25 protein-coding genes are annotated in these 25,032 nt (G+C 42.7%); 14 read left to right on the plus strand and 11 right to left on the minus strand.

What is annotated here, in order from left to right; translation table 11 throughout:
- Positions 1-20: 20 nt before the first annotated feature.
- From ispE to OP489_RS07730, 4 genes are all read right to left on the minus strand, one after another.
- Positions 21-887 (minus strand): 4-(cytidine 5'-diphospho)-2-C-methyl-D-erythritol kinase, encoded by an 867-nt coding sequence (gene ispE / locus OP489_RS07715; protein WP_266161378.1) that lies wholly within the window; start codon positions 885-887, stop codon positions 21-23.
- A 3-nt stretch (positions 888-890) separates the two neighbouring features.
- Positions 891-2,063, minus strand: a complete 1,173-nt coding sequence (locus OP489_RS07720) for a pyridoxal phosphate-dependent aminotransferase (RefSeq protein ID WP_266163503.1) — start codon at positions 2,061-2,063, stop codon at positions 891-893.
- The gene (locus tag OP489_RS07725) at positions 2,059-2,544 is read right to left on the minus strand and encodes an Lrp/AsnC family transcriptional regulator (RefSeq protein ID WP_266161379.1); all 486 of its coding nucleotides are present in this window, start codon (positions 2,542-2,544) and stop codon (positions 2,059-2,061) included. Before OP489_RS07725 ends, OP489_RS07720 begins: the two co-directional genes overlap by 5 nt.
- Positions 2,545-2,663: 119 nt before the next feature.
- On the minus strand, positions 2,664-3,476 hold the full coding sequence (locus OP489_RS07730; protein ID WP_266161380.1) for a histidinol-phosphatase HisJ family protein: 813 nt from the start codon (positions 3,474-3,476) through the stop codon (positions 2,664-2,666).
- Positions 3,477-3,714: 238 nt separating this feature from the next.
- On the opposite strand from OP489_RS07730, the gene OP489_RS07735 reads away from it, so the two are divergent.
- The 11 genes from OP489_RS07735 (at position 3,715) to OP489_RS07785 (ending at position 14,427) form a co-directional block, all read left to right on the plus strand.
- Positions 3,715-3,984 (plus strand): ACT domain-containing protein, encoded by a 270-nt coding sequence (locus OP489_RS07735; RefSeq protein WP_266161381.1) that lies wholly within the window; start codon positions 3,715-3,717, stop codon positions 3,982-3,984.
- 38 nt (positions 3,985-4,022) lie between these two features.
- Positions 4,023-5,381 (plus strand): PFL family protein, encoded by a 1,359-nt coding sequence (locus OP489_RS07740; RefSeq protein WP_266161383.1) that lies wholly within the window; start codon positions 4,023-4,025, stop codon positions 5,379-5,381.
- 383 nt (positions 5,382-5,764) lie between these two features.
- The gene (locus OP489_RS07745; RefSeq protein WP_266161384.1) at positions 5,765-6,076 is read left to right on the plus strand and encodes a hypothetical protein; all 312 of its coding nucleotides are present in this window, start codon (positions 5,765-5,767) and stop codon (positions 6,074-6,076) included.
- Between the two features lie 2 nt (positions 6,077-6,078).
- Positions 6,079-7,140, plus strand: a complete 1,062-nt coding sequence (locus OP489_RS07750; RefSeq protein ID WP_266161386.1) for a V0D/AC39 family V-type ATPase subunit — start codon at positions 6,079-6,081, stop codon at positions 7,138-7,140.
- A gap of 3 nt (positions 7,141-7,143) precedes the next feature.
- Positions 7,144-9,084: a V-type ATP synthase subunit I gene (locus OP489_RS07755; RefSeq protein WP_266161387.1), complete on the plus strand. Its 1,941-nt coding sequence runs from the start codon at positions 7,144-7,146 to the stop codon at positions 9,082-9,084.
- Between the two features lie 41 nt (positions 9,085-9,125).
- A complete protein-coding gene (locus tag OP489_RS07760) occupies positions 9,126-9,530 on the plus strand; it encodes an ATP synthase subunit C (protein WP_266161388.1) in 405 nt (134 codons plus the stop codon).
- A 3-nt stretch (positions 9,531-9,533) separates the two neighbouring features.
- Positions 9,534-9,842, plus strand: coding sequence for a V-type ATP synthase subunit F (locus tag OP489_RS07765; protein WP_266161389.1), 309 nt, complete (start codon positions 9,534-9,536; stop codon positions 9,840-9,842).
- A 21-nt stretch (positions 9,843-9,863) separates the two neighbouring features.
- Complete coding sequence (locus OP489_RS07770) at positions 9,864-10,508, plus strand: V-type ATP synthase subunit E (RefSeq protein ID WP_266161390.1); 645 nt, start codon at positions 9,864-9,866, stop codon at positions 10,506-10,508.
- A gap of 18 nt (positions 10,509-10,526) precedes the next feature.
- Positions 10,527-12,287: a V-type ATP synthase subunit A gene (locus OP489_RS07775; protein WP_266161391.1), complete on the plus strand. Its 1,761-nt coding sequence runs from the start codon at positions 10,527-10,529 to the stop codon at positions 12,285-12,287.
- Positions 12,288-12,300: 13 nt separating this feature from the next.
- Entirely contained in the window at positions 12,301-13,782 is a 1,482-nt protein-coding gene (locus tag OP489_RS07780) for a V-type ATP synthase subunit B (RefSeq protein ID WP_266161392.1), read from the plus strand.
- Positions 13,783-13,785: 3 nt separating this feature from the next.
- On the plus strand, positions 13,786-14,427 hold the full coding sequence (locus tag OP489_RS07785; protein WP_266161393.1) for a V-type ATP synthase subunit D: 642 nt from the start codon (positions 13,786-13,788) through the stop codon (positions 14,425-14,427).
- A 167-nt stretch (positions 14,428-14,594) separates the two neighbouring features.
- Here OP489_RS07785 and OP489_RS07790 read toward each other — a convergent pair whose 3' ends face one another.
- On the minus strand, positions 14,595-15,032 hold the full coding sequence (locus OP489_RS07790) for a DMT family transporter (RefSeq protein ID WP_266161394.1): 438 nt from the start codon (positions 15,030-15,032) through the stop codon (positions 14,595-14,597).
- A gap of 137 nt (positions 15,033-15,169) precedes the next feature.
- Positions 15,170-15,406: an AbrB/MazE/SpoVT family DNA-binding domain-containing protein gene (locus OP489_RS07795; RefSeq protein WP_266161396.1), complete on the minus strand. Its 237-nt coding sequence runs from the start codon at positions 15,404-15,406 to the stop codon at positions 15,170-15,172.
- Positions 15,407-15,642: 236 nt separating this feature from the next.
- Here OP489_RS07795 and OP489_RS07800 point away from each other — a divergent pair, with 236 nt between their 5' ends.
- Together OP489_RS07800 and OP489_RS07805 are read left to right on the plus strand one after the other, a co-directional pair.
- Positions 15,643-16,593, plus strand: coding sequence for an L-lactate dehydrogenase (locus tag OP489_RS07800; RefSeq protein ID WP_266161397.1), 951 nt, complete (start codon positions 15,643-15,645; stop codon positions 16,591-16,593).
- 26 nt (positions 16,594-16,619) lie between these two features.
- The gene (locus OP489_RS07805) at positions 16,620-17,099 is read left to right on the plus strand and encodes an acyl-CoA thioesterase (RefSeq protein WP_266161398.1); all 480 of its coding nucleotides are present in this window, start codon (positions 16,620-16,622) and stop codon (positions 17,097-17,099) included.
- 108 nt (positions 17,100-17,207) lie between these two features.
- On the opposite strand, the gene OP489_RS07810 is transcribed toward OP489_RS07805, so the two are convergent.
- From OP489_RS07810 to OP489_RS07825, 4 genes are all read right to left on the minus strand, one after another.
- On the minus strand, positions 17,208-18,803 hold the full coding sequence (locus OP489_RS07810; RefSeq protein WP_266161400.1) for an NAD(P)/FAD-dependent oxidoreductase: 1,596 nt from the start codon (positions 18,801-18,803) through the stop codon (positions 17,208-17,210).
- On the minus strand, positions 18,800-19,924 hold the full coding sequence (locus OP489_RS07815; protein WP_266161401.1) for an aminoacetone oxidase family FAD-binding enzyme: 1,125 nt from the start codon (positions 19,922-19,924) through the stop codon (positions 18,800-18,802). Before OP489_RS07815 ends, OP489_RS07810 begins: the two co-directional genes overlap by 4 nt.
- 151 nt (positions 19,925-20,075) lie before the next feature.
- A complete protein-coding gene (gene nagZ, locus OP489_RS07820) occupies positions 20,076-21,389 on the minus strand; it encodes a beta-N-acetylhexosaminidase (protein WP_266161402.1) in 1,314 nt (437 codons plus the stop codon).
- 33 nt (positions 21,390-21,422) lie between these two features.
- On the minus strand, positions 21,423-22,361 hold the full coding sequence (locus OP489_RS07825; protein WP_266161403.1) for an AEC family transporter: 939 nt from the start codon (positions 22,359-22,361) through the stop codon (positions 21,423-21,425).
- Positions 22,362-22,685: 324 nt separating this feature from the next.
- Here OP489_RS07825 and cysK point away from each other — a divergent pair, with 324 nt between their 5' ends.
- The gene (cysK, locus tag OP489_RS07830) at positions 22,686-23,618 is read left to right on the plus strand and encodes a cysteine synthase A (RefSeq protein ID WP_266161404.1); all 933 of its coding nucleotides are present in this window, start codon (positions 22,686-22,688) and stop codon (positions 23,616-23,618) included.
- A gap of 115 nt (positions 23,619-23,733) precedes the next feature.
- Here cysK and OP489_RS07835 read toward each other — a convergent pair whose 3' ends face one another.
- Positions 23,734-25,026: a bifunctional folylpolyglutamate synthase/dihydrofolate synthase gene (locus OP489_RS07835; protein WP_266161405.1), complete on the minus strand. Its 1,293-nt coding sequence runs from the start codon at positions 25,024-25,026 to the stop codon at positions 23,734-23,736.
- Positions 25,027-25,032 lie beyond the last annotated feature (6 nt).

Here is a 25,032-nt window from a genome sequence, read left to right on the forward strand (position 1 = left end):
TTATACAATTTGTTTAAAAATTATGGTTCAATTTGAAGCGGAACTGAGACTGGTTCACACAAAAAAGTCTCATCATATTGCTTTTTTAAGGAATCCACGCATTTCTGCGCCAAAATAGGGCCCTCAAAAATTCCAAATACCGCAGATCCACTGCCTGTCATTGCGGCACCAAGCGCTCCCATTTTCAAAAAAGCTGCCTTCAATTTCAAAATTTCCGGAAGTTTTAGAATATCTTCAAAGAAGTTTCCAAGAGAAGCTGAAAGCTTTATCAGATTTCCTTCTTTGATTGCCTGCTTTACATTTTCACTGTAACATGCTTCTAAAGAAGGCAGTCGATCCGCCATCTCAAAAGCCGCCTTTGTTTCCACCCCAATTTTAGGTTTACATAAAACAATTTCGCAGGTAGGCATTTCATTTAACGGAGCAATCTGCTCTCCGATTCCCTCAACTAAAGCTGTGCCTCCCTTGATGCAAAACGGCACATCCGCTCCGATTCTTTCACCAAGAGCAAAAAGAGCTTTCTCCGAAAATGGTTTTCCGGAAATCTGATTTAAAATTTGCAGAACGGCTGCGGCATCGGTACTGCCACCGCCAAGTCCGGCTTCGTGCGGAATATGTTTTTCAATTTGAATTTGAATTTTGGGTGCTTCGGGAACGATTTCGTAAAAATGTTTTGCCGCACGATAGGCAATATTTTCGGGACCGTCTGGTAGATCTGCATCGTCACACTTTACGAGCAGAATATCACTTGGCAGGATCGTCAAGCAGTCAGCAAGACTAACGCTTTGATTCACCATTCGCAGAAGATGATACCCATCTTCTCTTTTTCCAACCAGATCCAGAGCAAGATTAAGCTTTGCATAAGCTTTTACAACAAACGGTTTCATAAATCAGCACCCAAGTTGCTTTAAAAAGTCACGAATTCTGGAAAGCGCTTCTGTGATATGATTGATACTGTAAGAATATGAAACACGAACGTATCCTTCGCCGCAATTTCCAAAGGCGCTGCCCGGAACGACCGCTACATGCTTTGCATAAAGCAATTTTTCACAAAATTCATCACTCGAAAGTCCCGTGCGCTTAATACATGGAAAAACATAAAAAGCGCCCTCCGGCTCAAAGCAGGTCAAGTTCATTTCATTAAAGCCGTCCACAATCAGCCGGCGGCGCATATCATACTGCTCGCGCATATAAACGATATCAGCGTCCCCATGACGCATTGCTTCAATCGCTGCATATTGGCTGGTAGTCGGAGCGCTCATAATTGCATACTGATGAAGCTTTGTCATCTGTGCGATCAGTTCTTTTGGCCCCATGGCATATCCCAAACGCCAGCCGGTCATCGCGAATGCTTTTGAAAAGCCATTGACAACGATCGTACGCTCGCGCATGTCCGGAAGGGACGAAAATGCAACATGCTGCTGATCTCCATAAGTCAGTTCACTATAAATTTCATCAGAAAGGACAATCAGATTGGTCCCACGAATCACTTCGGCAATCGCTTCTAGATCTTTTTTCCGCATAACTGCTCCCGTCGGATTATTTGGGAACGGCAGTACAAGAAGTTTGGTCTTTGGCGTGATCGCTGCGCGCAGTTCTTCCGGTGTCAAACGGAACCCATCTTTTTCTTTTGTTTCGATAATAACTGGAACAGCCCCTACCATCTGTGCCATCGGTTCATAACAAACAAAGCTAGGCTGCGGAATCAAGACTTCTTCTCCTGGTTCTACTAAACAGCGAACCGCAAGATCCAAAGCCTCACTGCCGCCGACGGTGACAAGCACTTCTGTTTTTGGGTCATATTGAACATGATAGTGACGATCAAAAAATTTGCAGATTTCCTCTCTTAATTCTGCAAAACCACGGTTCGGACTATACCATGTTTTTCCCATCTCCAAAGACTTGATTCCTTCTTGTCGCACATGCCATGGAGTCGAAAAATCCGGTTCGCCGATAGAGAGAGAAATCACATCATCCATTTCGTTGGCAATATCAAAAAATTTACGGATACCGGAGGGGCGAACCTGCTGAATCCGTTTTGTCAGCAGTTTGCTGTAATCAATCACAGTATACGTCTCTCCTCTCGTCCTTTTCCTCCTCCTGATTCATAATGACGCCGCTCTCTTTATAGCGAGTCAAAATAAAATGCGTTGCGGTGGAAAGCACACTGTCCAAGGTGGAAAGACGACGCATAACAAACATTGCTACATCCTGCATCGATTTTCCGTGAACGGTAACCGCGAGGTCATAGCCTCCGGACATCAAATAGACGCTGTCTACTTCAGGAAAGCTCATTACTTTTCCTGCAATCTCATCGAAGCCACGATTTTTCTTTGGAGAAACACGCAGCTCAATTAGGGCGATAGCCTTATTGGTATCGACACGCTCCCAGTTGATCAGGGCCTGATAGCCGCGAATAACCCCTCGTTTTTCGTAATCAGCGATCGCTGTGCTGATATTTTCTTCCGTTTCGTCCAGCATTGCTGCCAGCTGTTTATTGCTCAAGCGGGCATTCTCATGTAACAAAGTTAAAAGTCGATCCATCGGTCTTTCACTCCTTCTGAAATACTGTTTTTTATAAATTTTGAGCTTTTATTATACCATATTAAAAAAAGAAACAAAAGAGGAAAGTGCATAAAATGCACTTTCCTCTTTCAAAAAGCTTATTCCGAAATTAAAACCTGCACCGGCGTTCGTTTTTCATAAATTGTAAAATGTGAAAAGCCAATCCGCCGCAGCATACTCAAGGTCTCCTCGATTCCGCTGCCTACATCAGCCCAACGATGCGCATCACTTCCCACCGTTACCATGCTTCCTCCAAGACTTTGATATCTTTTCACAATTTTTTCATTTGGCATCGTTGTTCCCATTTTTTGCCGCAACCCACTGGTATTGACTTCCAAACTCTTCTTCTGCCGAATCAATTCCTTCAATATATGGTCAATCTGGTTTTGATAGTCTTCTATGGGAATTCCAACCCCATACTCTTCAAAATATCTCCACGGATAAGTGAGATGTGCCAGAGAATCAAATTTTCCCCAACGGATCATCTCTAAAAGTTCTTCAAAATATTGGGTCAATACCGGTCTTACATCCCGATGCTGATAGTCAAAATCATAAAAGTCACGTTCATTTTTGACATTATGTAAACTTCCAAGGACAAAATCGAATGAACAGGCGTTTAAAATATCATCCGCGCCGCTTTTATTCTGCATCGGTTGTCCCAATTCGACCCCAGTAAAAATATGGATCTTATTTTGAAAGGAAACAGCAGCACGCCGGGTTTCGCTCCAACTTTGGCAAACTGATTCATGAAAATGCTGTTCCCAATAAGTATTACATTCACAATGATCGGTAACCGTAATCGCATAAAGTCCCTGATCAAGTGCATTTTTGCAAAGCATCATGACCGAATCGGCACCGTCTTCACTGTATTTAGAATGGGTATGAGAATCTGACAAAAAAGGATATTTCACATTTTGACCTTCTTTCTAAAAGGTTCCAATTTTTTGAATTCTTTTGAATAAATAAAAAAGACAAATTTATTTTAACATTTTTTATCTTGGAATCCTAGACATCAGTGTGACTGTTTTACTTTGGCGGAATCTCTGATTTTTAAGCAGTTTGCCGAGGGGGAAAAAAATATTGACAGTCTCTCTTTTATCGTTCATAATAAATTTAAAAAGTTTGAATCATGTATCGGAGGGAATAAATATGCGCGCGGTTATTACAGTTTTGGGCAAAGATATGGTGGGAATTCTTGCAAAAGTCACCGCGATCTGTGCAGAAAACGGCGTGAATGTAACGGATGTTTCGCAGTCGATTATGCAAGATCTCTTTGCAATGATTATGTTGGTTGATCTGAAGGATTCCAAAATTCCGTTTGATCAACTTTCTGACAAATTTACAGCACTCGCAAAGCAAGAGGGACTCACAATTCACATCATGCACGAAGATATTTTTAATTCCATGCACCGCATTTAAATTGATACGGCGTCAAGAACTAATAAAGGAGTAAATCCATGCTCAATACCCATGACATTTTGGAAACCATTGATATGATCGACAATGAAAACCTGGACGTGCGTACGGTCACAATGGGAATTTCTCTTTTAGACTGCATCGACAGTGATGCAGACAAAGCGTGTGACAAAATTTATGATAAAATTTGCCGGTACGCACGTAACCTTGTAAAAACCGGAGAAGATATCAGCAAGGAATATGGAATTCCAATTATTCACAAACGAATTTCTGTCACCCCGATTGCGATGGTTGCAGGAGCCTGCCCCGGTGTAAATCCTGTTCGCTATGCAAAAGCACTCGACCGGGCTGCAAAAGAAGTCGGTGTTAACTTTATCGGCGGCTACTCTGCTCTGGTTCACAAAGGATTCGGCCCCGGTGACTACGCATTGATCGAAAGTATTCCCGAAGCACTTTCCGAAACTGAACTCGTCTGCTCCAGCGTAAACATCGGCACAACCAAAGCCGGCATCAATATGGACGCAGTTGCAAAGATGGGCAAAGTAGTCCGTGAAACCGCAGAGCGCACTGCCGACAGAGACTGTATTGGCGCTGCAAAGCTTGTCGTTTTCTGCAATGCTCCGGAGGATAATCCTTTTATGGCTGGTGCTTTTCACGGAGTAGGCGAGCCGGACTGCGTTATCAACGTTGGTGTTTCCGGCCCAGGCGTTGTACGCGCAGCTCTGCATAAATGCCCAGATGGTGATTTAACCGAAGTAGCGGATATTATCAAAAAAACTGCCTTTAAAATTACCCGTATGGGACAATTGGTTGCGCTGGAAGCCAGCCGCAGACTTTGCGTTCCCTTTGGAATCGTAGATTTGTCTCTCGCCCCCACACCGGCAGTCGGAGACAGCGTTGCGCATATTCTCGAGGAAATGGGGCTGGAGCGTTGTGGTGCCCATGGAACAACCGCTTGTTTGGCACTTTTAAATGATGCGGTGAAAAAGGGCGGCATTATGGCAAGTTCTCATGTAGGCGGCCTTTCCGGCGCATTTATCCCGATTACCGAAGATGCAGGAATGATCGACGCTGCCCGCTGCGGTGCGCTCTCTATCACGAAACTAGAAGCCATGACCGCTGTTTGCAGCGTAGGACTTGATATGATCGCTGTTCCCGGCGATACCCCCGCCGAAGTGATTTCCGCTATTATCGCAGATGAAGCAGCCATCGGTATGGTGAACCTGAAAACAACAGCTGTTCGGCTGATTCCTGCCATCGGCAAAAAAGTCGGCGACGAACTTAACTTTGGCGGTCTCTTAGGCAGCGGCCCTGTAATGGAATTGAATTCCTATTCTCCTGCCAAACTGATTGCACGCGGTGGTCGGATTCCCGCTCCTATGCAAAGCCTTAAAAATTAATTTTGAATTCTGAAAAGTAAAAGATTCATTTTTTAAAAAGTCGAAATTTGTAATATTAAAAAAGTTAGGATAAATTCTAATTCTTTTGTTTTTTCTGCAGAACTTTCAGATTGATTTTGCATACATGTTTCTTGATTCTGCATTTTAAGGAAAATGTTTTATTGCTTATTGATGATATCTACCAAATTTTTAAAAGATTTTTGTAAGATTTGTGAATTTTTCTCTTGAATTTTGATTGCAATTGTACTACTATGATTTTGTCTTAGTAAGTTTCATAAGAAACCTAAATTTACATTTTATAGGCTTTTAAAAATAGATGCTGTCAATCTTTTCCCGGAAAACAAATGTTTTCCGGGATTCATGCCGTTTTAGGAGGTGTATCTATGGAAAACTTAATTGACCAAATTGTAAAAATGGATCAGCAGGCTCAAAAGATCACTGATCTCGCACAAAAAGAAAAGCTCCAGGCTACTAGTGATGTTGCTAAGCGCCGAGAAGAAATTCGGGATGCTTATTTAAAAGAAGCAAGAGAACGCTTACACAAAAACGAACCTCAGGAACGTAAATTGGCTGAAGAAAAATGGAAAGTCACGGAGCAGAAACAAGCTGTTCTGCGAGAAAAGATGGAAGATATTTACCATCAAAATCATGATGGTTGGGTTCAGAAACTGGTCAGCCGTGTATTGGAGGGATAACCATGGGACAGACCTCATCAAACGCCGTCCTCAGTAAAGCGCGCGCACTCTATGGTCAAAGGCTGCGCTTTGAGGACTGGATGGCTCTTCTGGATTGTTCTTCCGTCAATGATATTGCCACTTATCTAAAAGCGCATACCGTATATCGTTCCGTCCTCGTTTCGATAGATGAATTTCATATTCACCGCGGTCAGCTAGAAGCCTGTCTGCGGGAGCGGCTTTTTAGCGAAAGCGCAAAATTAGCTCGATATGATCTAGACCTTGGAGAACATGTTTCAGCTTATCTTCTTCAAAAGCTGGAAATTCAAATGATTCTGCGCTGTATCACAAGACTGAATTCCGGACAGATGGAAGATCCTTTCTTTTTAATCCCGGAAAGCGCAGCACATCAAACAGAGATTGACGAAAAAGCACTTCATACGCTCTCCAGCTATGATCAGCTGCTTCATGCACTTTCCCATACACAGTATGAAAAAATTCTTTTATCATTTGCTCCAAAAAATCCTGAAGAACAGATTGATTATACCGGAATTGAAAGTGCCCTTTGGATTGATCTGATGCAGCGACTCTATCAAGTCATCTATAAAGAAACAAAAGGACAGACCCGTGAAGAATTGCTGCGTATTTTCGACGATTACATTGATCTCAGTAATTACAGCAGGATCATTCGTTTGAAGCGAACTTATCACGCTGACCCCGACCAGATCAAATCGCTTCTGCTGCCTTTTGGCAGCCTAAAAAAAGAAACGCTTGATCGAATGGCAGCAGCAGAATCCGAAAAAGAAGTCGCTGAAATTATGCAGACAACGCGGGTTGGAAAACGTACACTCTCAACCCCACACAAAGACCCGGACGATCTGATCTTTTATATTGAATATCATGACTGCCGCAAAAAGATTCGTTTTAGTCCCAACCCTAGTGTCGTACTTTTTTCCTATGTTTTTCTTCTTCAATCAGAACTACATGACCTAACCACGCTAATTGAAGGAGTGCGTTATCAACTGCAGAAAGCAGAAATTCAAAATCTTCTGAACCCCGAGCGGTTCAGCGGAAGGAGTTCCTAAATCTTGGCTATTATCAAGGTAAAAATCATCAGCATGATAGGACAACTACGTGAATTGGACGCAGTAACTGCAATCTGCGGAAAAAGTCACCTATTTCATCCAGATAATGCGATGAATTTTTACTCTAACACAGAATCCTTTCTGCCTTTAAGTGAAGATAATCCATATCAGGCGCCTTTGCAGCAGCTTTCTTCTTCTATCAAATCGATTGGGCAGCCCCTTCATCTTTTCTCAGAAGAAGAAACTGAAAAGAAACAGCTAAAGCCTATTCAGGCTCTTCACTATGCGCAGGCAATGTCTAATCGTATCGCAAAGCTTCAGGCACAGCACGAAAAAATTTCAAAAGAAGTACAGCGCCATGAACAAGATGCAAAAGATGCTGCCCATTTTGTCGGGTTAGCAATTGATTTGAAAAAAATTCGTGTATGTCAGTTTATCTCTATTCACTTTGGTTCTTTGCCGAGAGCCGGTTATGAGCAGTTAAAAACATATGAAGATAATCCATTTGTAGTGTTCTTTCCTTGTACATCGGATGAAAAAACAGTTTGGGGGGTTTATATTTGCCCCATAGATCAATGCCCAGAAATTGACCGGATTTTTTCTCGTCTGTATTTTCAGCCGCTAAATTTGGAACGCTTTGACGGCACTCCAAAAGAAGCTGTTGAACAATTTAAACAAGAAGCCGAAGCTTCCCGCAATGAGCTAAAAAAGGTCGATGACGAAATCCAACAGCTTTGGAAAAATGAGCAGGAACGCTGCAATTTGATTTATTCATGGCTGACAATTAAAAATACTTATTTTGGCATTCGAAAATACGCCTTCCAATATAATGGCTTTTTTATTCTTTCCGGCTGGATTCCTCAAGAAGCCGAAAATTCCTTTACCAGCAAGCTTGATCAGTGTTCCAGCGTAGAATACAATCTCGATGATGCCTCTAATGAGTTGGTCCATTCCCCGCCGGTAAAACTACATAACCACCGTCCATTTAAAGCTTTTGAATACTTTACTGAAATGTACGGCCTGCCAAATTACAGCGAAATTGATCCAACTCCCCTTCTCGCCTGTATTTTTGTGACACTATTCGGCATTATGTTTGGTGATGTAGGGCATGGTATCTGTGCATTTCTGCTCGGCTTATGGATGTGGAAAAAGAAGAACATGCCTCTCGGACACATTTTAATGCCTTGCGGAATTTCTTCTTGTATTTTCGGCTTTGTATTTGGTTCCGTATTTGGATTTGAGCATTTGCTTGATCCGCTCTATTATGCACTCGGATTTTCAGAAAAGCCGATTTCCGTTATGGAAGGAAGCACAACGACTAATATTTTGATATTTGCTGTTTCTATTGGTGTTGTTCTCCTAATTGTCGCTATGTTCCTCAACATTATCTCTTCTCTTCGTCAAAGACACTATGAGCGTGCACTTTTCGGACAAAATGGGGTTGCTGGTCTGATTTTTTATATTAGCATTGTCTTCGGATTCGTCCTGCAGCTTCTCGGTACTCCGGTAATGACCCCGCTTTATGTAACTCTTCTGATCGTTTTGCCTCTCTTAGTTATGTTTTTCCGTGAAGTTTTTGGCGGCCTTATGGAACATAAGCCCGATTGGAAGCCAGAAAAATGGGGCGAATTTATTGTTCAGAATTTCTTTGAATTATTTGAATTCCTTCTTTCTTACCTCAGTAACACCGTTTCATTCCTGCGGGTAGGTGCTTTTGTACTAGTCCATGCCGGCATGATGAATATGGTATTTACGCTTGCAGATATGGTCGGTGGTGTCGGTTATCCAATTGTCCTTATAATCGGCAATATCTTCGTAATGGCGTTGGAAGGATTGCTCGTAAGCATCCACGTCCTTCGTCTGAATTTCTATGAAATGTTCAGTCGTTTTTACGATGGCGACGGTCGTCCCTTTACTCCAGTAGAGGTTCGTGTCCCATCTTAAAATAATTAAAATGAATTCAATTTGACTTGGAGGTTTTTGTTATGACTGCAATTTTATTAGCTGTTCCAGTAATCTTTTTAATTGGCTCTGTAATGTGGGCTGTCCGCGCGGTAAACCACGGAAAAAAGCCCCGTACTGCTCTAATGACGCAGATTTTCTCCTGCCTTTTGGTCGGTGTCGTTACCCTGGCAATCCCAATGACCGCCCATGCAGCAGATGCCGTTGCTTCCAGCGCTAACGGTCTGGTAGCAATCGCTGCCGGCCTCGCGGTTGGTATTGCCGGCGTCGGCGGCGGAATCGCAGTTGGCCCCAGTGCTGCTGCAGCAATTGGTGCCTGCAGTGAAGATTCTAAGAATTTTGGTAAAGCAATCATCTTCGTTGCATTAGGCGAAGGCATTGCGCTGTATGGTCTGCTGATTGCAATTCTGCTCTTTACGAAGGTGTGAACCATGCGCTTTTATCTAATCAGCGATAACGTTGATACGCAAGAGGGTATGCGGCTTGCGGGAATTGATGGAGTCGTCGTACACAAGGCCGAAGAAGTACAAAAGGCTTTGGACGACGCAATCAAAATGGATGATGTAGCAGTTATTTTAATCACTGCTACCTTATTACAGCTTTGTCCGGAAAAAATCTATACCTTAAAATTAAAAATGAAAAAACCACTGATTGTAGAAATTCCGGACCGCCATGGAAACGGACGTACAAAAGACTCTATTTCCGAATATGTCCGCGAAGCCATCGGGGTAAAAATTTAACCTGTGGGGAGGTGCAGACTGATGAAAACAAATCCTTCCGCAGCCCCAGCCGATACTTCGGCACCAGCTACGGTAAATCATGAAGATTTCCACGTTGGAAAATTTTATGAGGCAATTAACCAATATGCCAGCGAACAACGCCAAAAAATCAAACAGGAAATCTTAGATTATAAACAAAAAGAACTCGAGAAAGCAACCGACCAGGTTCTACAAGAGGCCTACGAGATGATTCAGAAGGAAATGGCCAACATGACCGCCTCTATCGCTCGTGAAATGGCAAAAAAAGAACTAGAAGGCCGGCAGGCACTATTAAAGCGTAGAAAAGCAATTACTGAAGAAGTCTTTAACAGCGCTGCAAAAAAGCTTTTGGACTACGCAAACGGAGCAGAATATCCTGAATACTTAAAGAAGTGTGCACTAAAAATGAAACCACTCTTTACAGTAGGAGATACTGTAATCTATCTGCGGGAAGAAGATAAAAAATATGAGGACCTTTTAGAGCCGCTTTTTGGTCGTTGTATCTTCCGTATAGACCGAAAAATTCGGCTCGGCGGTTTTTGGGCTGAAAGCAATACGCAAGGAATTGTTGCTGATGAAACTTTTGATTCTCTCTTGGAAAATCAGCGCAAATGGTTTGCGGAAAATACCCATATGGAAATAGTATGACGATTGAGGTAACTGTGAATGAGTAGAAATGTGATTTTCGGCATTAACGGTCCGGTCGTCACCGTAAAAGACACCAAAGACTTTTCCATGATGGAAATGGTCTATGTAGGAACACAAAAACTTGTCGGTGAAGTAATTGGCATTACCGACGACCGCACCACAATCCAGGTTTATGAAGAGACCACCGGACTTCGCCCGGGTGAACTGATCACTGGAACCGGGTTTCCGATGAATGTAACGCTTGGCCCTGGAATTCTGGATAATATTTTTGATGGAATTGAACGTCCCTTAAAAGCGATTGCAGATTCTTCCGGCGCATTTATTGCGCGCGGCTGTAATGTGCCTGCACTCGATCAGGAACGTAAATGGGATATGACCCTAAAAGTAAAGCAGGGCGATAAAGCTTCTCCTGGACAAATTTATGCTACCTGCCCGGAAACACCGGCAATTGAACACCGCTGCCTCGTACCCCCCGCCCTTTCTGGCACGTTTACAAAAGTGATGGAAAACGGCAGCTACCGGGTCAACGATACAATTGCAGAAATTACTGATGAAGAGGGTACTGTTCACCCGCTGACTCTCTGTCAGCACTGGCCGATTCGGACCCCACGTCCTGTAAAAGAGCGGCAGCCAAGTTTTGTGCCACTGATCACCGGCCAACGTGTCATTGATACGCTGTTCCCAATTGCAAAAGGTGGTGCAGCAGCAATTCCTGGCGGTTTTGGTTCCGGAAAAACAATGACACAACATCAACTTGCAAAATGGTGCGATGCAGATATCATTGTTTATGTTGGCTGCGGAGAACGTGGAAATGAAATGAGTCAGGTTCTGGAAGAATTCGGCGCTCTAATTGACCCAAAAAGTGGACGTCCGATGACTGATCGTACCGTTCTGATTGCAAACACCTCCAATATGCCGGTTGCTGCCCGTGAAGCGAGTATTTATACTGGTGTAACACTCTGTGAATACTACCGTGATATGGGCTATCATGTGGCAATGATGGCGGATTCTTCTTCACGTTGGGCAGAAGCTCTGCGTGAAATCAGCGGCCGTTTGGAAGAGATGCCTGCTGAAGAAGGATTTCCAGCCTATCTGCCTAGCCGTCTGGCAGAATTTTATGAACGCTCTGGTCTTGTGAAAAACCTAAACGAAAGCGAAGGCTCCGTTACATTAATCGGCGCTGTTTCGCCTGCAGGCGGTGATTTTTCTGAACCGGTTACTCAGAATACCAAACGTTTTACCCGCTGCTTCTGGGCACTGGATAAATCACTTGCCTATGCGCGTCATTATCCTGCTATCAACTGGATGGAAAGTTATTCGGAATATATCAACGATTTAAATCCATGGTACGAAAAAAATATTGGCCCGGAATTTATTAAATATCGTTCTGAAATCAGCTCCATTCTGTTGGAAGAAAACAAGTTAATGGAGATCGTAAAATTGATTGGTGCGGATGTACTGCCGGATGACCAAAAGTTAGTTATTGAGATTGCAAAAGTCATTCGTGTTGGTTTTCTGCAGCAAAATGCTTTTCATCCGGAGGATACTTATGTTCCACTGGAAAAGCAAAAGCGCATGATGGAAGTCATTCTCCATCTCTATCATAAGGCAAAGGAATTGGTCACCACCAATATCCCGATTTCTGGTCTGGTACAGTCTGGCCTGTTCGATAAAATCATTAAGATGAAATACGATGTTCCAAATAATAAATTGGAACTTTTCGATCAATACCTGTCCGAAATTGATAAAACCATTTCCGGACTCGTGATGAACTCTTAAGGGGGCGCAGAAAATGATTTTGGATTATGTTGGAGTCAAAGAAATCAACGGTTCCCTGATCGTTCTGGATGACGTCCCGAATATTTCCTTTGATGAAATGGTAACCATTCAGCTCGAAAACGGTACCCAGCGCCAGGGACGTGTTGTTCAGATGGAAGGCTCTCGTGTCGTGATTCAGGTATTTGAAGGAACGCGCGGTATTTCTCTGACAAACACACGCACTCGTCTAACCGGACACCCAATGGAAATGGCGCTGTCTCCCGAAATTCTTGGACGTGTGTTTAATGGAGCCGGCCGCCCTATTGATGGACTCGGCGATATTTTTCCTGTAAAATGCGCTGACATTAACGGTACCCCAATCAATCCCGTCAGTCGAAAATACCCGCAGAACTATATCAATACCGGTATTTCTTCGATTGATGTGCTGACTACCCTGATTCGTGGACAAAAACTGCCGATCTTTTCCGGCTCCGGCATGAAGCATAACGAGCTGGCAGTTCAGATTGCCCGTCAGGCAAAGATTACTGATAAGGGTGGAGAAGATAGCTTCGCAATCGTTTTTGCCGCCATGGGCGTTACAAATGATGTCGCAGAATATTTTCACCGCAGTTTTGAAGAAAGCGGTGTTCTTGGAAAAGTCGTTATGTTTTTAAACCTTGCCAGTGACCCAATTATTGAACGTACTCTTTGTCCAAGATGTGCGCTGACAGTTGCTGAATATTTGGCTTTTGAGCTTGGAATGCACATTCTTGTTATTATGACTGATATGACAAGCTATGCGGAAGCTTTGCGTGAGTTTAGCTCTTCAAAAGGAGAAATTCCAGGAAGAAAAGGCTTCCCTGGTTATTTATACAGCGACTTTGCAAGTCTTTACGAACGTGCAGGCATGATAAAAGACAAACCCGGCAGTGTTACACAGCTACCAATCTTAACTATGCCAAATGATGACGTCACGCACCCAGTCCCTGATTTGACAGGTTATATTACAGAAGGCCAGATTTCTTTGGACCGCAGTTTGGATGCAAGTGGAATCTATCCTCCTGTCAGTGTTCTCCCCAGCCTTTCCCGTCTTATGAAGGACGGTATCGGCAAAGGATTTACCCGTGAAGATCATCCGGCTCTTGCAAATCAGCTTTTTGCAAGCTATGCAAAAGTAAATGATGCACGGTCTTTGGCCAGCGTAATCGGTGAAGAAGAGCTTTCCCCTATTGATAAAGATTATATGAAATTCGGCAATCTCTTCGAACATCGCTTTTTACGGCAGGGATTCCATGAAAATCGGACGCTTGCGCAAAGCCTTGATTTAGGCTGGCGGTTACTTGCAACCCTTCCGCGCAGTGAACTGGATCGTGTAGATGATGATCTTCTCGACCGCTACTACGAAAAAGCCAAAAAGGAAATTGAGAAGCAAAAAGCAGAACAGGAAAACGCAAAGCAAATGGGAACCGACTCTACAGACCTTAATTTCGATCAGACTACAGTGGGAGGGAAATAACCGATGGCAATCACAACCGTTCCGACAAAAGGTAATCTTTTGGCTACCAAGCGTACGCTCTCCCTTTCGCAGACCGGTTTTGAGCTGCTTGACCGTAAACGCAACATCTTGATTCGCGAGATGATGCAGCTAATTTCCCGTGCCAACGAGATTCAGAGTAAGATTGACAATGTTTATGAAGAAGCATATTCCGCTCTGCAAAAAGCAAACATTACATTGGGAATTGGAGTTGATCTAGCTCGTACGGTTCCTCTGGATAACAGTTTAAAGCTGTCTTTCCGGAGTGTCATGGGCGTAGAAATTCCGATTGTTACGATTAACGATCCTCAGGAAAAACAAGAAATTCCCTTTGGACTTTCTCAGACAAATTCATCGCTCGATCTTGCTTTTTCAAAATTTCAAGAAGTCAAATATTTGACTGCAGAACTTGCTGAGGTGGAAAACAGTGTCTATCGCCTTGCAGATTCTATTAAAAAGACACAGAAACGTGCAAATGCACTGAAAAACATTATGATTCCCCGCTTTCAAAAAGCTGTAAAATTTATTTCAGATGCACTTGAAGAAAAAGACCGAGAAGAATTTTCAAGACTGAAAGTTTTAAAGGCCAAAAAAGAGCGACAAAAACTTCAAAAACAAAAAACATAATAAAAAGGATGGGCTGCCGAAAGACTTCGGCAGCCCATCCTTTTTTAGAGAGAGGAGAAATTTATGAAAAAGAATCTTGTAATCATTTAATAAATACAGAATAACCGGTGAATGTGTTTATTCTGTGTCATTTAAAAGAAAAATATACGAAATATGGATCAAAATTTTTACGTTGGAAGTTTGTATTTTAATAACATTACTCCTCCGACCATCAAGATTAATCCAAGTATCTTCTGCCATGTAAACGGAATTTTTTCTTCATTCAAAAGGCCAAACGCATCCACTACAGCGGCTGTAAGAAGCTGTGCAATTAAAATAATAGAGACCGCAATCGTTGCTCCAAGCCCTTTCATCGCCAGCATAACGGTAACTGTGATGACAACTCCCAAAGCTCCTCCGAGAAGGTCCAGCTTGCTTGCTTCCCCAACCGCACTAAAATTTCCGGTCCCAAAAAAGATCAGAACAATCACAGAACACAAAAATGCAATTCCTTGCACTAGTACATTCGATTCATAAAGTCCAATATGATCACTCAGACGTGTATTAAATACCCCCTGAAAACTCATTGCAGCCCCAGCAATGATGGCAAATATAACTGCAAACATCAAAAAATTCCCCCTGCAGGAAAAGTTTACCCTCCTTTTTCTATTTCTATACAGTGAAACCAAATTTGCCGCTTTTACGCTTTTAAAATATAAAAGCCTTTTCTCTCAGCTTAAGTCTAAGAGAAAAGGCTTGTTCCTTATTTTTCTTCTGGTATTCCGTGTTCAAGTGAAAATAAATTTTTAAAAAGCTGATCATAATCTTTTTTCTGTGGAATTGCGATTCCACGCTCTTTATCAGCAAGCAGCAGCAATGTATCTCCAGGCTCAATTCCAAACATATCCCGTGCTTCTTTTGGAATAACAATTTGCCCCTTAGGCCCAACTTTAACAGACCCCATATATTTATCATCAAGCATTTTTGAAAAACTTTTCATTCAAATACACACCCTTTTAACTGATTTTTTAGTATAACTATAAGAATAACATTTCTTACTTGTAAAACATTTATTGCAAATATTATAACCCGAATGAAAAAAGAAATCAATTAAAACGATTTTTTGTAAATAGAATGTTCATTGACAAGTGAAAATCATGAGTCTACAATAAATAATAATTCAAATTACATAAATTTTTGAAACTTTTGGGGATTTGTATTTTAGGAGGGTAAAAGATGAAAACAAAGAAAGTCGGCATTATTGGTCTAGGACATGTGGGCGCTCATGTCGCATACAGCATCGCTGTTCAGGGAATTGCGGATGAAATTGTTTTGGTCGATCAGAATGAAAGCAAAGTAAAAAGTGAATGTCAAGATTTGATTGACAGCGTTGCCTATCTTCCTCATCGAATTAAAGTCACTGTCGGCGGCTTTGCAGACCTTGGGGATTGTGATATAATTGTAAATAGTGTTGGTAATATCGATCTGCTCCGCGGCAATAACAATCGTCTGATGGAAATGGACTTTACCATCGCCGCAGTAAACGGCTACGTTGATAAAATCAAAGCTTCTGGTTTCGATGGAGTCTTAATTAATATTTCTAATCCTTGCGATATTGTTACCAGGCAGCTGGCTCTTGGACTCAAACTTCCGCGCGGCCGCGTATTTGGAACTGGAACCGGCCTTGATACGGCCAGATTAATTTCAGCTTTGGCCGAACAAACCGGAATCGATCATAAATCCATTACCGCTTATATGCTTGGAGAACATGGCAGCGACCAATTTGCACCGTGGTCTTGTGTATCTTTCCGCGGTAAATCCCTGGATGAGTGGGCAAAAACGGACAAACGATTCCAATTTGACCGCGATGAAATGCAAAAATATGCAATTGGCGCGGGCTGGCGTACATTCAGTGGAAAATTCTGCACCGAATACGCGATTGCCACCACTGCCGCAAGAATGGTTCACATTGTTTTTCATGACGAAAAGCAGATTCTTCCGGTAAGCTGTGAACTCTGTGGGGAATATGGGGAATCCGGGCTTTTCGTCGGTGTTCCTGCTGTAATTGGAGCAACTGGCGCAGAAGAAGTCGTAGAGCTGTCGCTGAATACTCAAGAAAAAGAAAAGTTCCATCATTGCTGCGAACAGATCAAAAAGAACATGGAACATTTAAAAGAAATTAAGTGAAAATTTTTAAAACTGGAGTGATCGTCATGGAAACAAGACCTTCAAAGCATGTCTCAGAATCTACAGTCGTACAGACACAAATTGTTTTAAGCAGCCATATTAATGGTGCTAAAAGACTCTTCGGCGGACAATTAGTAGAATGGATTGACGTTGTTGCAGGAGTTGTTGCGCGCAGGCACTCCCATTGCAATACGACTACCGCTTCTATTGATAATCTTCAATTTAAAGAAGCTGTACATATTAACGACACCGTTCTGTTGTTTGGAAAAATCACCTATGTTGGAAAAACCTCTATGGAGGTTCAAGTAGACAGTTATGTCGAAGAACTGGATGGAAGCCGAAAGCTTGTGAATACCGCTCACTTTGTAATGGTTGCACTGGATAAGGATGAACATCCGACTATGGTTCCTTCTCTGATTGTCGAAACAGACGAAGAAAAAGCGGCATGGAAAGCCGGAGAAAAAAGAGACGCTTTGCGTAGACAGCGCCGAATCGAGCAATATTGATTTTTAAGGCTGAATCAAAATTTTTATATTTCATTTAGCCTTTTGCCTCATTTTTCTATTTGTGCTACCCATATAAAAAAGCAGAGGACTTTTTAGTCCTCTGCTTTTTTAGTCCATTGTTTTTTGAAGAATTTTTTCTGCACAGCGAATCCCATCAACTGCTGCAGAAACAATTCCACCTGCATATCCGGCGCCTTCTCCGCATGGATAAAGCCCCGGAATCGAAACAGATTCATAATTTTCTCCACGCACAATCCGAACTGGCGAAGAAGAACGAGATTCTACTGCCGTTAGCAAAGCATCCGGATCGGAAAATCCATGCAGTTTCCGATCCATTCTAAGGATTCCTTCTCCCATTGCCTCACAGAGAAATTTTGGAAGGCATTCCTGTAAATTTGCCGGCTGGACTCCTCTTGGATAAGTTGGTTCGACGGTTCCAAAAGAATCTGTCTTTCTGCCATTTAAAAAGTCCCCTACACGCTGACACGGCGCCAAATAAGCACCACCTCCTGCTAAAAACGCCGCACTTTCTAATTTTCGCTGAAATTCAATGCCGGAAAGCGGATGATCGCTTCCAAAATCCTGCGGTGTAATTCCAACCAAAAGCGCTGAATTCGCATTCTTACCATCTCTCGCAAAGGCACTCATTCCATTTGTAACGACTCTTCCCTCTTCACTGGCAGCTGCAACAACTGTGCCACCGGGACACATACAAAAGGTAAAAACGCCGCGTCCATTCTCCAAATGGACCGCCATGCGATAATCAGCTGCCCCCAAAGCTGGTTCTTTGAAAAAAGTACCATATTGGCTCTCATTAATTTTTTGCTGCAAGTGTTCAATTCTCGCACCAACCGCAAACGGTTTTGGTTCCAGAAGAGCGCCTTCCTTCAAAAGCATCGAAAAGGTATCCCGTGCACTGTGCCCAACTGCTAAAATCAGCTGTTCACACGGAATTTCAGAAGATCCACTCAAAGAATGAACTCGTATTCCCTTTAAAGACCCGTCAGAATTGCGCAAAAATCCATCCACTCTACTATGGAAATGCACTTCTCCGCCTAAAGACAGGATTTGATTTCGCAAAGTTTGAATGGTTTTGGGCAGCAAGTCCGTCCCAATATGCGGTTTTGCCTCCCATAAAATACACTCCGGCGCTCCTGCCGAAACAAATTGTTCCAAAACATAACGAATCCGAATATCTTTCGTTCCAGTATTCAGTTTTCCATCGGAAAAAGTTCCTGCTCCGCCTTCTCCAAATTGAACATTGCTTTCTGGATTCAGCACACCGGTCTTCCAAAAATCCTGTACTGATTTCTGCCGTTCTTCTACCGGAGCTCCGCGTTCCAAAACAATGGGACGTTGTTCCGACTTTGCTAAAATCAGGGCAGCAAATAGTCCCGCAGGACCAAAGCCAGCAATTACTGGACGCGTAACAAGCGGTTTACTTTCAGGCAAAACATAACGATAAGGAACTGCCTCCGTTATCTTTGAATTGCGGGAAATTCCAGGAACTTTACGATCAACTTCCACTTCTACCGTACAAATAAAATGAATCTGATTTTTATGGCGTGCATCTACTGATTTTTTGGTGAGTTCCAAATGATGAATTTCTTTAGGAGGGATCTGCAAACTGCGCGCTGCTAACTTAAAAAGATCCTCCTGCCGATAAGAAAGAGGCAGCGACAGTGATGAAATTCGATATCTCATTTGATTCCCTCCTTGCTGATTTTTTCGGCTGCCGCCATCGCAGTAATCCATGCCCAATGCAGATTAAAGCCACCACAGTCTCCATTTAGATTTAAAAGCTCTCCCAAAATCCAGAGGTTCCGAACTTTACGTGACTCACAGGATTCATCAATTTCATCTAGTGGAACCCCGCCGACTGTAATCTGTGCATTCTGAAACGGTGCTGTCTTTTGTACTGTAAACTGCAAATGTTTACAGTCTTCGGGCGTACAACAGGCAGCCAATGCCTTGGGTAAAACGCCCTGCAAAGAACCATCACACGCTTGTGCTAATGATTTTAAAGCCTTTACATCATATTCCGGTGCTAGATCCAACGAAATAAGATCCCCCGGCAAAGCTTTCCCGGAAAGATCAAAAATACAGATTCCGGAAAGTCCTTGCGCAGTAAATTGAATTTCCCCCATCGTACAGGCGATCACTTTTCCTTTGCGAAGCAGAGTCACCATTCCCCGAGCTCTTATCCCTTTTAGTGTACGAATTTTCTGCTGTTCACAAACAAAAATGGGGCAAAGTCCTGGTTTCAAGCTGCCAATCGTATGGCCAAGCTGCCGCAGCAGATCATATCCGGAAGAAAATTTTGCGCTGCTTTTTCCCCCAGTCGCTAAAATACAGGTTTGAGCTCTGATTTTTTCGTTACTTTTCGAACTGAGAAGAAACCCATCAGCGTCTTTTTGAATTTCAACCACTTCAAATTCACAGCATTCATGTACTCCCAGTAACTCAAGGCGGGCACGCAGAAGATTCAAAACGGAAGAAGCCTGCATGCTGTAGGGATAAACACGCCCTTCTCCCTCTTCTCTACAAAGAAGCCCCATTTTTCGAAACGATTCAATAACGACTTCGGGAGAATATTTCTGCAAAAGCACTTCTGCTTTTTTGACATCTCCATGATAATGTTCCTGCGACGCCCGAAGATTAGTAAGATTGCAGTGTCCATTTCCGGTAGCAAGCAACTTTGTGCCAACCCGTTTTCCAGCTTCCAAAATTACAATATTTTTTCCGCCAAGTTTCTCTGCAATTTGTACTGCGCAGAAAAGGCCGGAAGCTCCCCCTCCGACAATTACAATTGGAATTTTCTGCATTTTAAAATCCTCCAGTCATCGCTGATATTGCTTAAAATTATACCCTATTTCCCTAAAAAAATCAAAAATATAGACGTTATCCCGTTATAAAAAGAGATCCAGCTTGCACTGAATCTCTTTTTTTAGAACAAACAACAGATTTTAATTCCTTTTATCCACCTGTCACCTGCTGAACAATTTTTTGATGCTCTTCACAGCCAAGAACACTTGGGTCGGAAAGCTTTTTATGATCAAACAAATCATATTTGTATTTTAGTGTCAAAATTCTCAGCACGGAAGTATCAAGGCGTTCTTGTGAAATTGTGCCATTCTGCACAGCTTTTAAAATCGCTTGATAGGCTTCCTCTGGATTTTTCGGCATCAGAATCATATCCATTCCGGCATTTAGTGCCATCGTAGCCGCTTGTGCCGAAGTGTAATTCTCGGTGATTGCTCCCATATCCATTGCATCAGTAACTGCAACTCCATGGAATCCAAGCTCATCCCTTAAAATTCCTGTAACAACCGATTGAGAAAGTGTCGCCGGTGTATTATCTCCATTGATCTGCGGCAGGCTGATATGCGCCACCATAATCATCTCCGCACCAGACCGAATCTGCTCTCTAAAAGGTACCAACTCTGTTTGCTCCAGCTCTGCCTTCGTTTTATTCGAAACTGCATATCCTACATGTGTATCCGCATCGGTATCCCCATGCCCCGGAAAATGCTTTATCACCGGAATCATTCCGGTATCCCGTAATCCGTTGCTGACTGCGATTGACATAGATGCAACCACATTTGGATCACTGGAAAAAGAGCGGTTGCCAATCACGGTATTATGGGGATTGGAAAAGACATCACAATCCGGCGCAAAATCCAAATTAAATCCAAATACAGAAAGTTCACTTCCTAAAACATTGCCGATCTTTCTTGCCAAAGCTGTATCGCCGGTATTGCCCACTTCCATCATTGGCGGCACATTTGTCGCCGGAATAGAATCCGTATTTTTGATTCTCTGAATAAAGCCGCCTTCTTGATCAATCGAAATAAATGGAGGCAGCGTTTCTTGACTTTCTGCCGTTTGAATATAGCTGCGTACTCCCTCTACTGTACTAATATTCTCTTCAAAGAGTATAATTCCTCCCGGCTGAATGTGCTGAATTTGCTTTTGTGAAGCTTCATCGAGCTTTAACAGATTATTTCCGTCAGCATCTTTGCGATAACAAAGGAAAAACAACTGTCCGACCTTTTGCTCCAAGGTCATCTGAGAGAGCCTTTTCTTCGCCTTAAATTCCGGTGTTACTGTTTCCGATTCTGAATTTACGTCTGGAGCAATCGATTCTGCAGAAGAAATTTCTTGCGATGGCGTCGTAGAAGAGGACGAAATTGCCGCACTATTTGATGGGGAAGCCTGTTCGGAGCATCCCGTCAAAAATGCCATTAAAAGCACCGCTATCGTCCCTTTAGTCAGCCATTTCTGTTTCATATTATTTTTCTTTCTTGTATTCTTGATCTTAGTTTAAATAAGTTGAATGTTTCTAAGTAAAAAGATCCAGAAGAAAATTGTAACAACCGAGGCCACTGTACTAATCACTACAAATTGCCCTGCCAGTTTTCCATCTCCGCCCATGTTTTGTGCCATTGCATAGGATGCCGTTGCAACCGGTGCACCATACATAACAAGTAACTGGAAAAGCTCCGGTCCTCGAAAACCGATTGCAGCAGCAATTCCGAGAATGACTGCCGGAATCAAAATCAGTTTTGTGAGAAGTCCAAGCGTCAGCACTTTCGCATTACGAGCCATATCGGAGAAATGCAGCGTACCTCCCAATGTGAATAATGCCATCGGGGTTGTCAAATTAGAAAATTGTGCAACTGTTTTTTCGAGAGAATCCGGCAGATGAATCCCCAAAAGATAAAAAGCCAGTCCACATAAAGCACCCAAAATCAGCGGATTTGTAACAATATTCTTAATTAACTGTTTTGGTTTGGGTTTTCTTCCGCGAAACATTTCCAAAACAATCACAGCAATAATATTATAAGCAGGGACAACAATCGAAACTAAAATAGCCGCTAAAGATGCTTGGTCTTCTCCATAAACAGAAACCGTCAATGCCACACCAAACAGCACAAAATTACTGCGGTAAATTGCCTGGATCACAACGCCGCGTACCGGATTCTCTTTCACCAGCCGTGGTACAATCAAAATGAGCAGCAGCACAACGATTAATAAGCTAAGCATCGCATAAAGGACTAATTTTGTATCAAGCTGAAATCCTGCTTTGGTTTTGTAAACATTATAAAACATTAAAATTGGGAAAAAACATTTAAAAACCATCGTATTGAGTCGGTTTAAAAATTCTTCATCCACCAATTTTGTATGCTGAACTCCATATCCAAAAGCAATATACAGCAAAAACGGCATTACTGCATTCAGTGCAACCCAGAAACTATCCATCCTAAAAACCTCTCTCACCATTCCGAAATTATAAAAAGCACCTATTTTAGCCAAAAATCGGTGCTGTAAATTTTTAAGAACACACCATCGATCCTTAATATCCAATTATGATTAAAATGTACTCTTTCTTTATAACAATTTATTATATCATGTTTCAAAAGCGTGAACAAGCAATATCCATCAGAATTCATGACTGCTTTACGTTTCTCACCCTTCTCCTTTTAAATTTACTGGTTATTTCAAAAAAACTATTGACAATTCCAAAAAATGTGATATTATTAATACATACTAATCATATATGAATAATATGTTGGAGGGATTACAATGGCAAAAATTTATAAAAGTCTAACCGAGCTGGTTGGAAAAACACCGCTTTTGGAATTAACCAATTTTGAAAAAGTCCATCACCTAAAGGCACACATCCTTGCAAAACTGGAATATTTAAATCCCGCAGGAAGTGTAAAAGACCGTATCGCACTGCGCATGATCAAAGATGCAGAAGACTCTGGAAAGCTCAACGCTGACTCTGTCATTATTGAGCCCACCAGCGGTAACACCGGAATTGGCCTTGCCAGCGTTGCAGCTGCACGTGGATACCGAATCGTTTTGACGATGCCGGAAACCATGAGTGTAGAGCGCCGCAGCCTTTTAAAGGCTTACGGTGCAGAACTTGTACTAACCGATGGTGCTGCCGGAATGAAGGGCGCGATTGCAAAAGCAGATGAGCTTGCAAAAACAATTCCAAACGCCTATATTCCGGGGCAATTTGTAAACCCGTCTAACCCTGCTGCACATTACGAAACAACGGGTCCCGAAATCTGGGCAGACACCGATGGAAAAGTGGATTTCTTTATCGCAGGCGTCGGTACCGGCGGAACTCTTTCTGGAACCGGAAAATACCTGAAAGAGCAGAATCCGAATGTACAGGTAATTGCAGTCGAGCCGGCTTCCAGCCCGGTTTTGAGTAAAGGTCACGGCGGTCCGCACAAGATTCAGGGAATCGGTGCCGGATTTGTCCCCGATACTCTGGATACTAAAATCTATAATGAAATTATAGCGGTCGAAAACGAAGACGCCTTCATCATTGGCAAAGAACTTGCCAAAAAAGAGGGTCTTCTCGTTGGTATTTCTTCTGGTGCTGCCGTATCTGCTGCACTGGAACTGGCTCAGCGTCCCGAAAATGAAGGCAAAACCATCGTTGCTCTTTTGCCTGATACCGGAGATCGTTATCTTTCAACACCGCTTTTCCAAGACTAATAAAGTTTTAACATAAGTAAAAATTCAGAATCATAAAATAAAAAAGGCTATGAGTTGGTATTTCCCTCGTTTGGTACCGGCTCATGGCCTTTTTATATAAATATTTTCTTGAACTTTACAGCAGTCTTAGAAGGTCAATTGCCGTGCGGCGCAGTTCTCCCGCAAGATACAGAGACCCACAGATAACCGTAGCGCCATCCTTTCCTGCCATATCCACTGCCATGGCAATCGCCTGTTCTGGATACTCCCCCACCTGAGCTGAAACACCGATCTTTCGCCAGCATTCCGCAAGCTCCTCCGCCGACATAGACCGCGGACTTTCCACTGGAAGTGTGATTACTTCGCTAAAAACATCTTTGCATGTTTCAATCGCATGAAGCACATCTTTATCCTTCATCATTCCCGTTACAGCGACTAATCGTTTTCCGGGCAGATATTTTTTGAGTGCTCTCGCAAGGGACCGCATACCATCCGGATTATGACCGCCATCCAAAATACAAAGCGGCCTTTCCCGAAGAATTTCAAACCGCGCAGGCATGGATACTGATAAAAATCCAGCAGTTAAACTATGCTCACTAATATGCATCTGAAGGTCTTCTTTTAGATAACGGAGCACCGTTAGTACCGTACATGCATTATGAATCTGATGATCTCCTAAAAGCGGAAGATGAATCATTATGCCATGATACCCAAGAGCCGTACCGGACAATTCCTCTGAAAGGAGTTGAATCTCAGAAGGATCTGCAACGATCAGACGGTTATGACGCTCCTCGGCAATCTTTCGGATAACCTCCATTGCCTGAGGTTCCTGTTCTGGGTAGCAGACCGTTACACCGCCTTCTTTGATAATCCCGCATTTCTCATAGGCAATCTGGCCAATGGTATCTCCAAGAATCGAAGTATGATCCAAAGCAAGGTGTGTAATCACGGAACAAAGTGGCTTTTCAATTACATTTGTCGCGTCAAGACGTCCGCCAAGACCAACTTCTAAAACAACGATCTCACATTTTTGCTGCTGAAACCACCAAAGTCCCATCGCGGTAATCATCTCAAATTCCGTGATAATGATTCCTTCATCAGCAAGCTGTCTTACAATCGTCATGAGGTTTTCCGTTAACTGTATTAAATTTCGATGCGGAATCATGCCCCCATTTACCTGAATTCGCTCACCAAAATCACTGATATGAGGAGAAATAAACAAGCCGACCCGATAGTGCGATTTACGCAAAACAGAAGCGATCATCGCACAAGTTGAGCCCTTTCCATTCGTCCCAGCCACATGAATAAACTGCAGCGCATTCTGCGGATTTCCAATTCGCGACAGCAAAATCCGCATATGATCGAGGCCCGGCGTTAACCCAAAGCGCGGCAAAGAATCAATCTGCTCAATCGCCTGTTCGTAGGTCATCGAAAA

This window comes from Caproicibacterium sp. BJN0003 (assembly GCF_026314295.1).
In the GTDB taxonomy this organism is placed as follows: domain Bacteria; phylum Bacillota; class Clostridia; order Oscillospirales; family Acutalibacteraceae; genus Caproicibacterium.

Excerpts from the sequence above, each read along its gene's own strand:
- OP489_RS07815 (WP_266161401.1), bottom strand. The coding sequence starts at position 19,924 with ATGCAGAAAATTCCAATTGTAATTGTCGGAGGGGGAGCTTCCGGCCTT.
- OP489_RS07735 (WP_266161381.1), top strand. The coding sequence starts at position 3,715 with ATGCGCGCGGTTATTACAGTTTTGGGCAAAGATATGGTGGGAATTCTT.
- OP489_RS07760 (WP_266161388.1), top strand. The coding sequence starts at position 9,126 with ATGACTGCAATTTTATTAGCTGTTCCAGTAATCTTTTTAATTGGCTCT.
- OP489_RS07790 (WP_266161394.1), bottom strand. The coding sequence starts at position 15,032 with ATGTTTGCAGTTATATTTGCCATCATTGCTGGGGCTGCAATGAGTTTT.
- OP489_RS07835 (WP_266161405.1), bottom strand. The coding sequence starts at position 25,026 with ATGACCTACGAACAGGCGATTGAGCAGATTGATTCTTTGCCGCGCTTT.
- OP489_RS07775 (WP_266161391.1), top strand. The coding sequence starts at position 10,527 with ATGAGTAGAAATGTGATTTTCGGCATTAACGGTCCGGTCGTCACCGTA.
- OP489_RS07725 (WP_266161379.1), bottom strand. The coding sequence starts at position 2,544 with ATGGATCGACTTTTAACTTTGTTACATGAGAATGCCCGCTTGAGCAAT.
- OP489_RS07825 (WP_266161403.1), bottom strand. The coding sequence starts at position 22,361 with ATGGATAGTTTCTGGGTTGCACTGAATGCAGTAATGCCGTTTTTGCTG.
- OP489_RS07785 (WP_266161393.1), top strand. The coding sequence starts at position 13,786 with ATGGCAATCACAACCGTTCCGACAAAAGGTAATCTTTTGGCTACCAAG.
- OP489_RS07770 (WP_266161390.1), top strand. The coding sequence starts at position 9,864 with ATGAAAACAAATCCTTCCGCAGCCCCAGCCGATACTTCGGCACCAGCT.
- OP489_RS07780 (WP_266161392.1), top strand. The coding sequence starts at position 12,301 with ATGATTTTGGATTATGTTGGAGTCAAAGAAATCAACGGTTCCCTGATC.
- OP489_RS07795 (WP_266161396.1), bottom strand. The coding sequence starts at position 15,406 with ATGAAAAGTTTTTCAAAAATGCTTGATGATAAATATATGGGGTCTGTT.
- OP489_RS07810 (WP_266161400.1), bottom strand. The coding sequence starts at position 18,803 with ATGAGATATCGAATTTCATCACTGTCGCTGCCTCTTTCTTATCGGCAG.
- nagZ (WP_266161402.1), bottom strand. The coding sequence starts at position 21,389 with ATGAAACAGAAATGGCTGACTAAAGGGACGATAGCGGTGCTTTTAATG.
- cysK (WP_266161404.1), top strand. The coding sequence starts at position 22,686 with ATGGCAAAAATTTATAAAAGTCTAACCGAGCTGGTTGGAAAAACACCG.
- OP489_RS07750 (WP_266161386.1), top strand. The coding sequence starts at position 6,079 with ATGGGACAGACCTCATCAAACGCCGTCCTCAGTAAAGCGCGCGCACTC.
- OP489_RS07740 (WP_266161383.1), top strand. The coding sequence starts at position 4,023 with ATGCTCAATACCCATGACATTTTGGAAACCATTGATATGATCGACAAT.
- ispE (WP_266161378.1), bottom strand. The coding sequence starts at position 887 with ATGAAACCGTTTGTTGTAAAAGCTTATGCAAAGCTTAATCTTGCTCTG.
- OP489_RS07800 (WP_266161397.1), top strand. The coding sequence starts at position 15,643 with ATGAAAACAAAGAAAGTCGGCATTATTGGTCTAGGACATGTGGGCGCT.
- OP489_RS07805 (WP_266161398.1), top strand. The coding sequence starts at position 16,620 with ATGGAAACAAGACCTTCAAAGCATGTCTCAGAATCTACAGTCGTACAG.
- OP489_RS07765 (WP_266161389.1), top strand. The coding sequence starts at position 9,534 with ATGCGCTTTTATCTAATCAGCGATAACGTTGATACGCAAGAGGGTATG.
- OP489_RS07745 (WP_266161384.1), top strand. The coding sequence starts at position 5,765 with ATGGAAAACTTAATTGACCAAATTGTAAAAATGGATCAGCAGGCTCAA.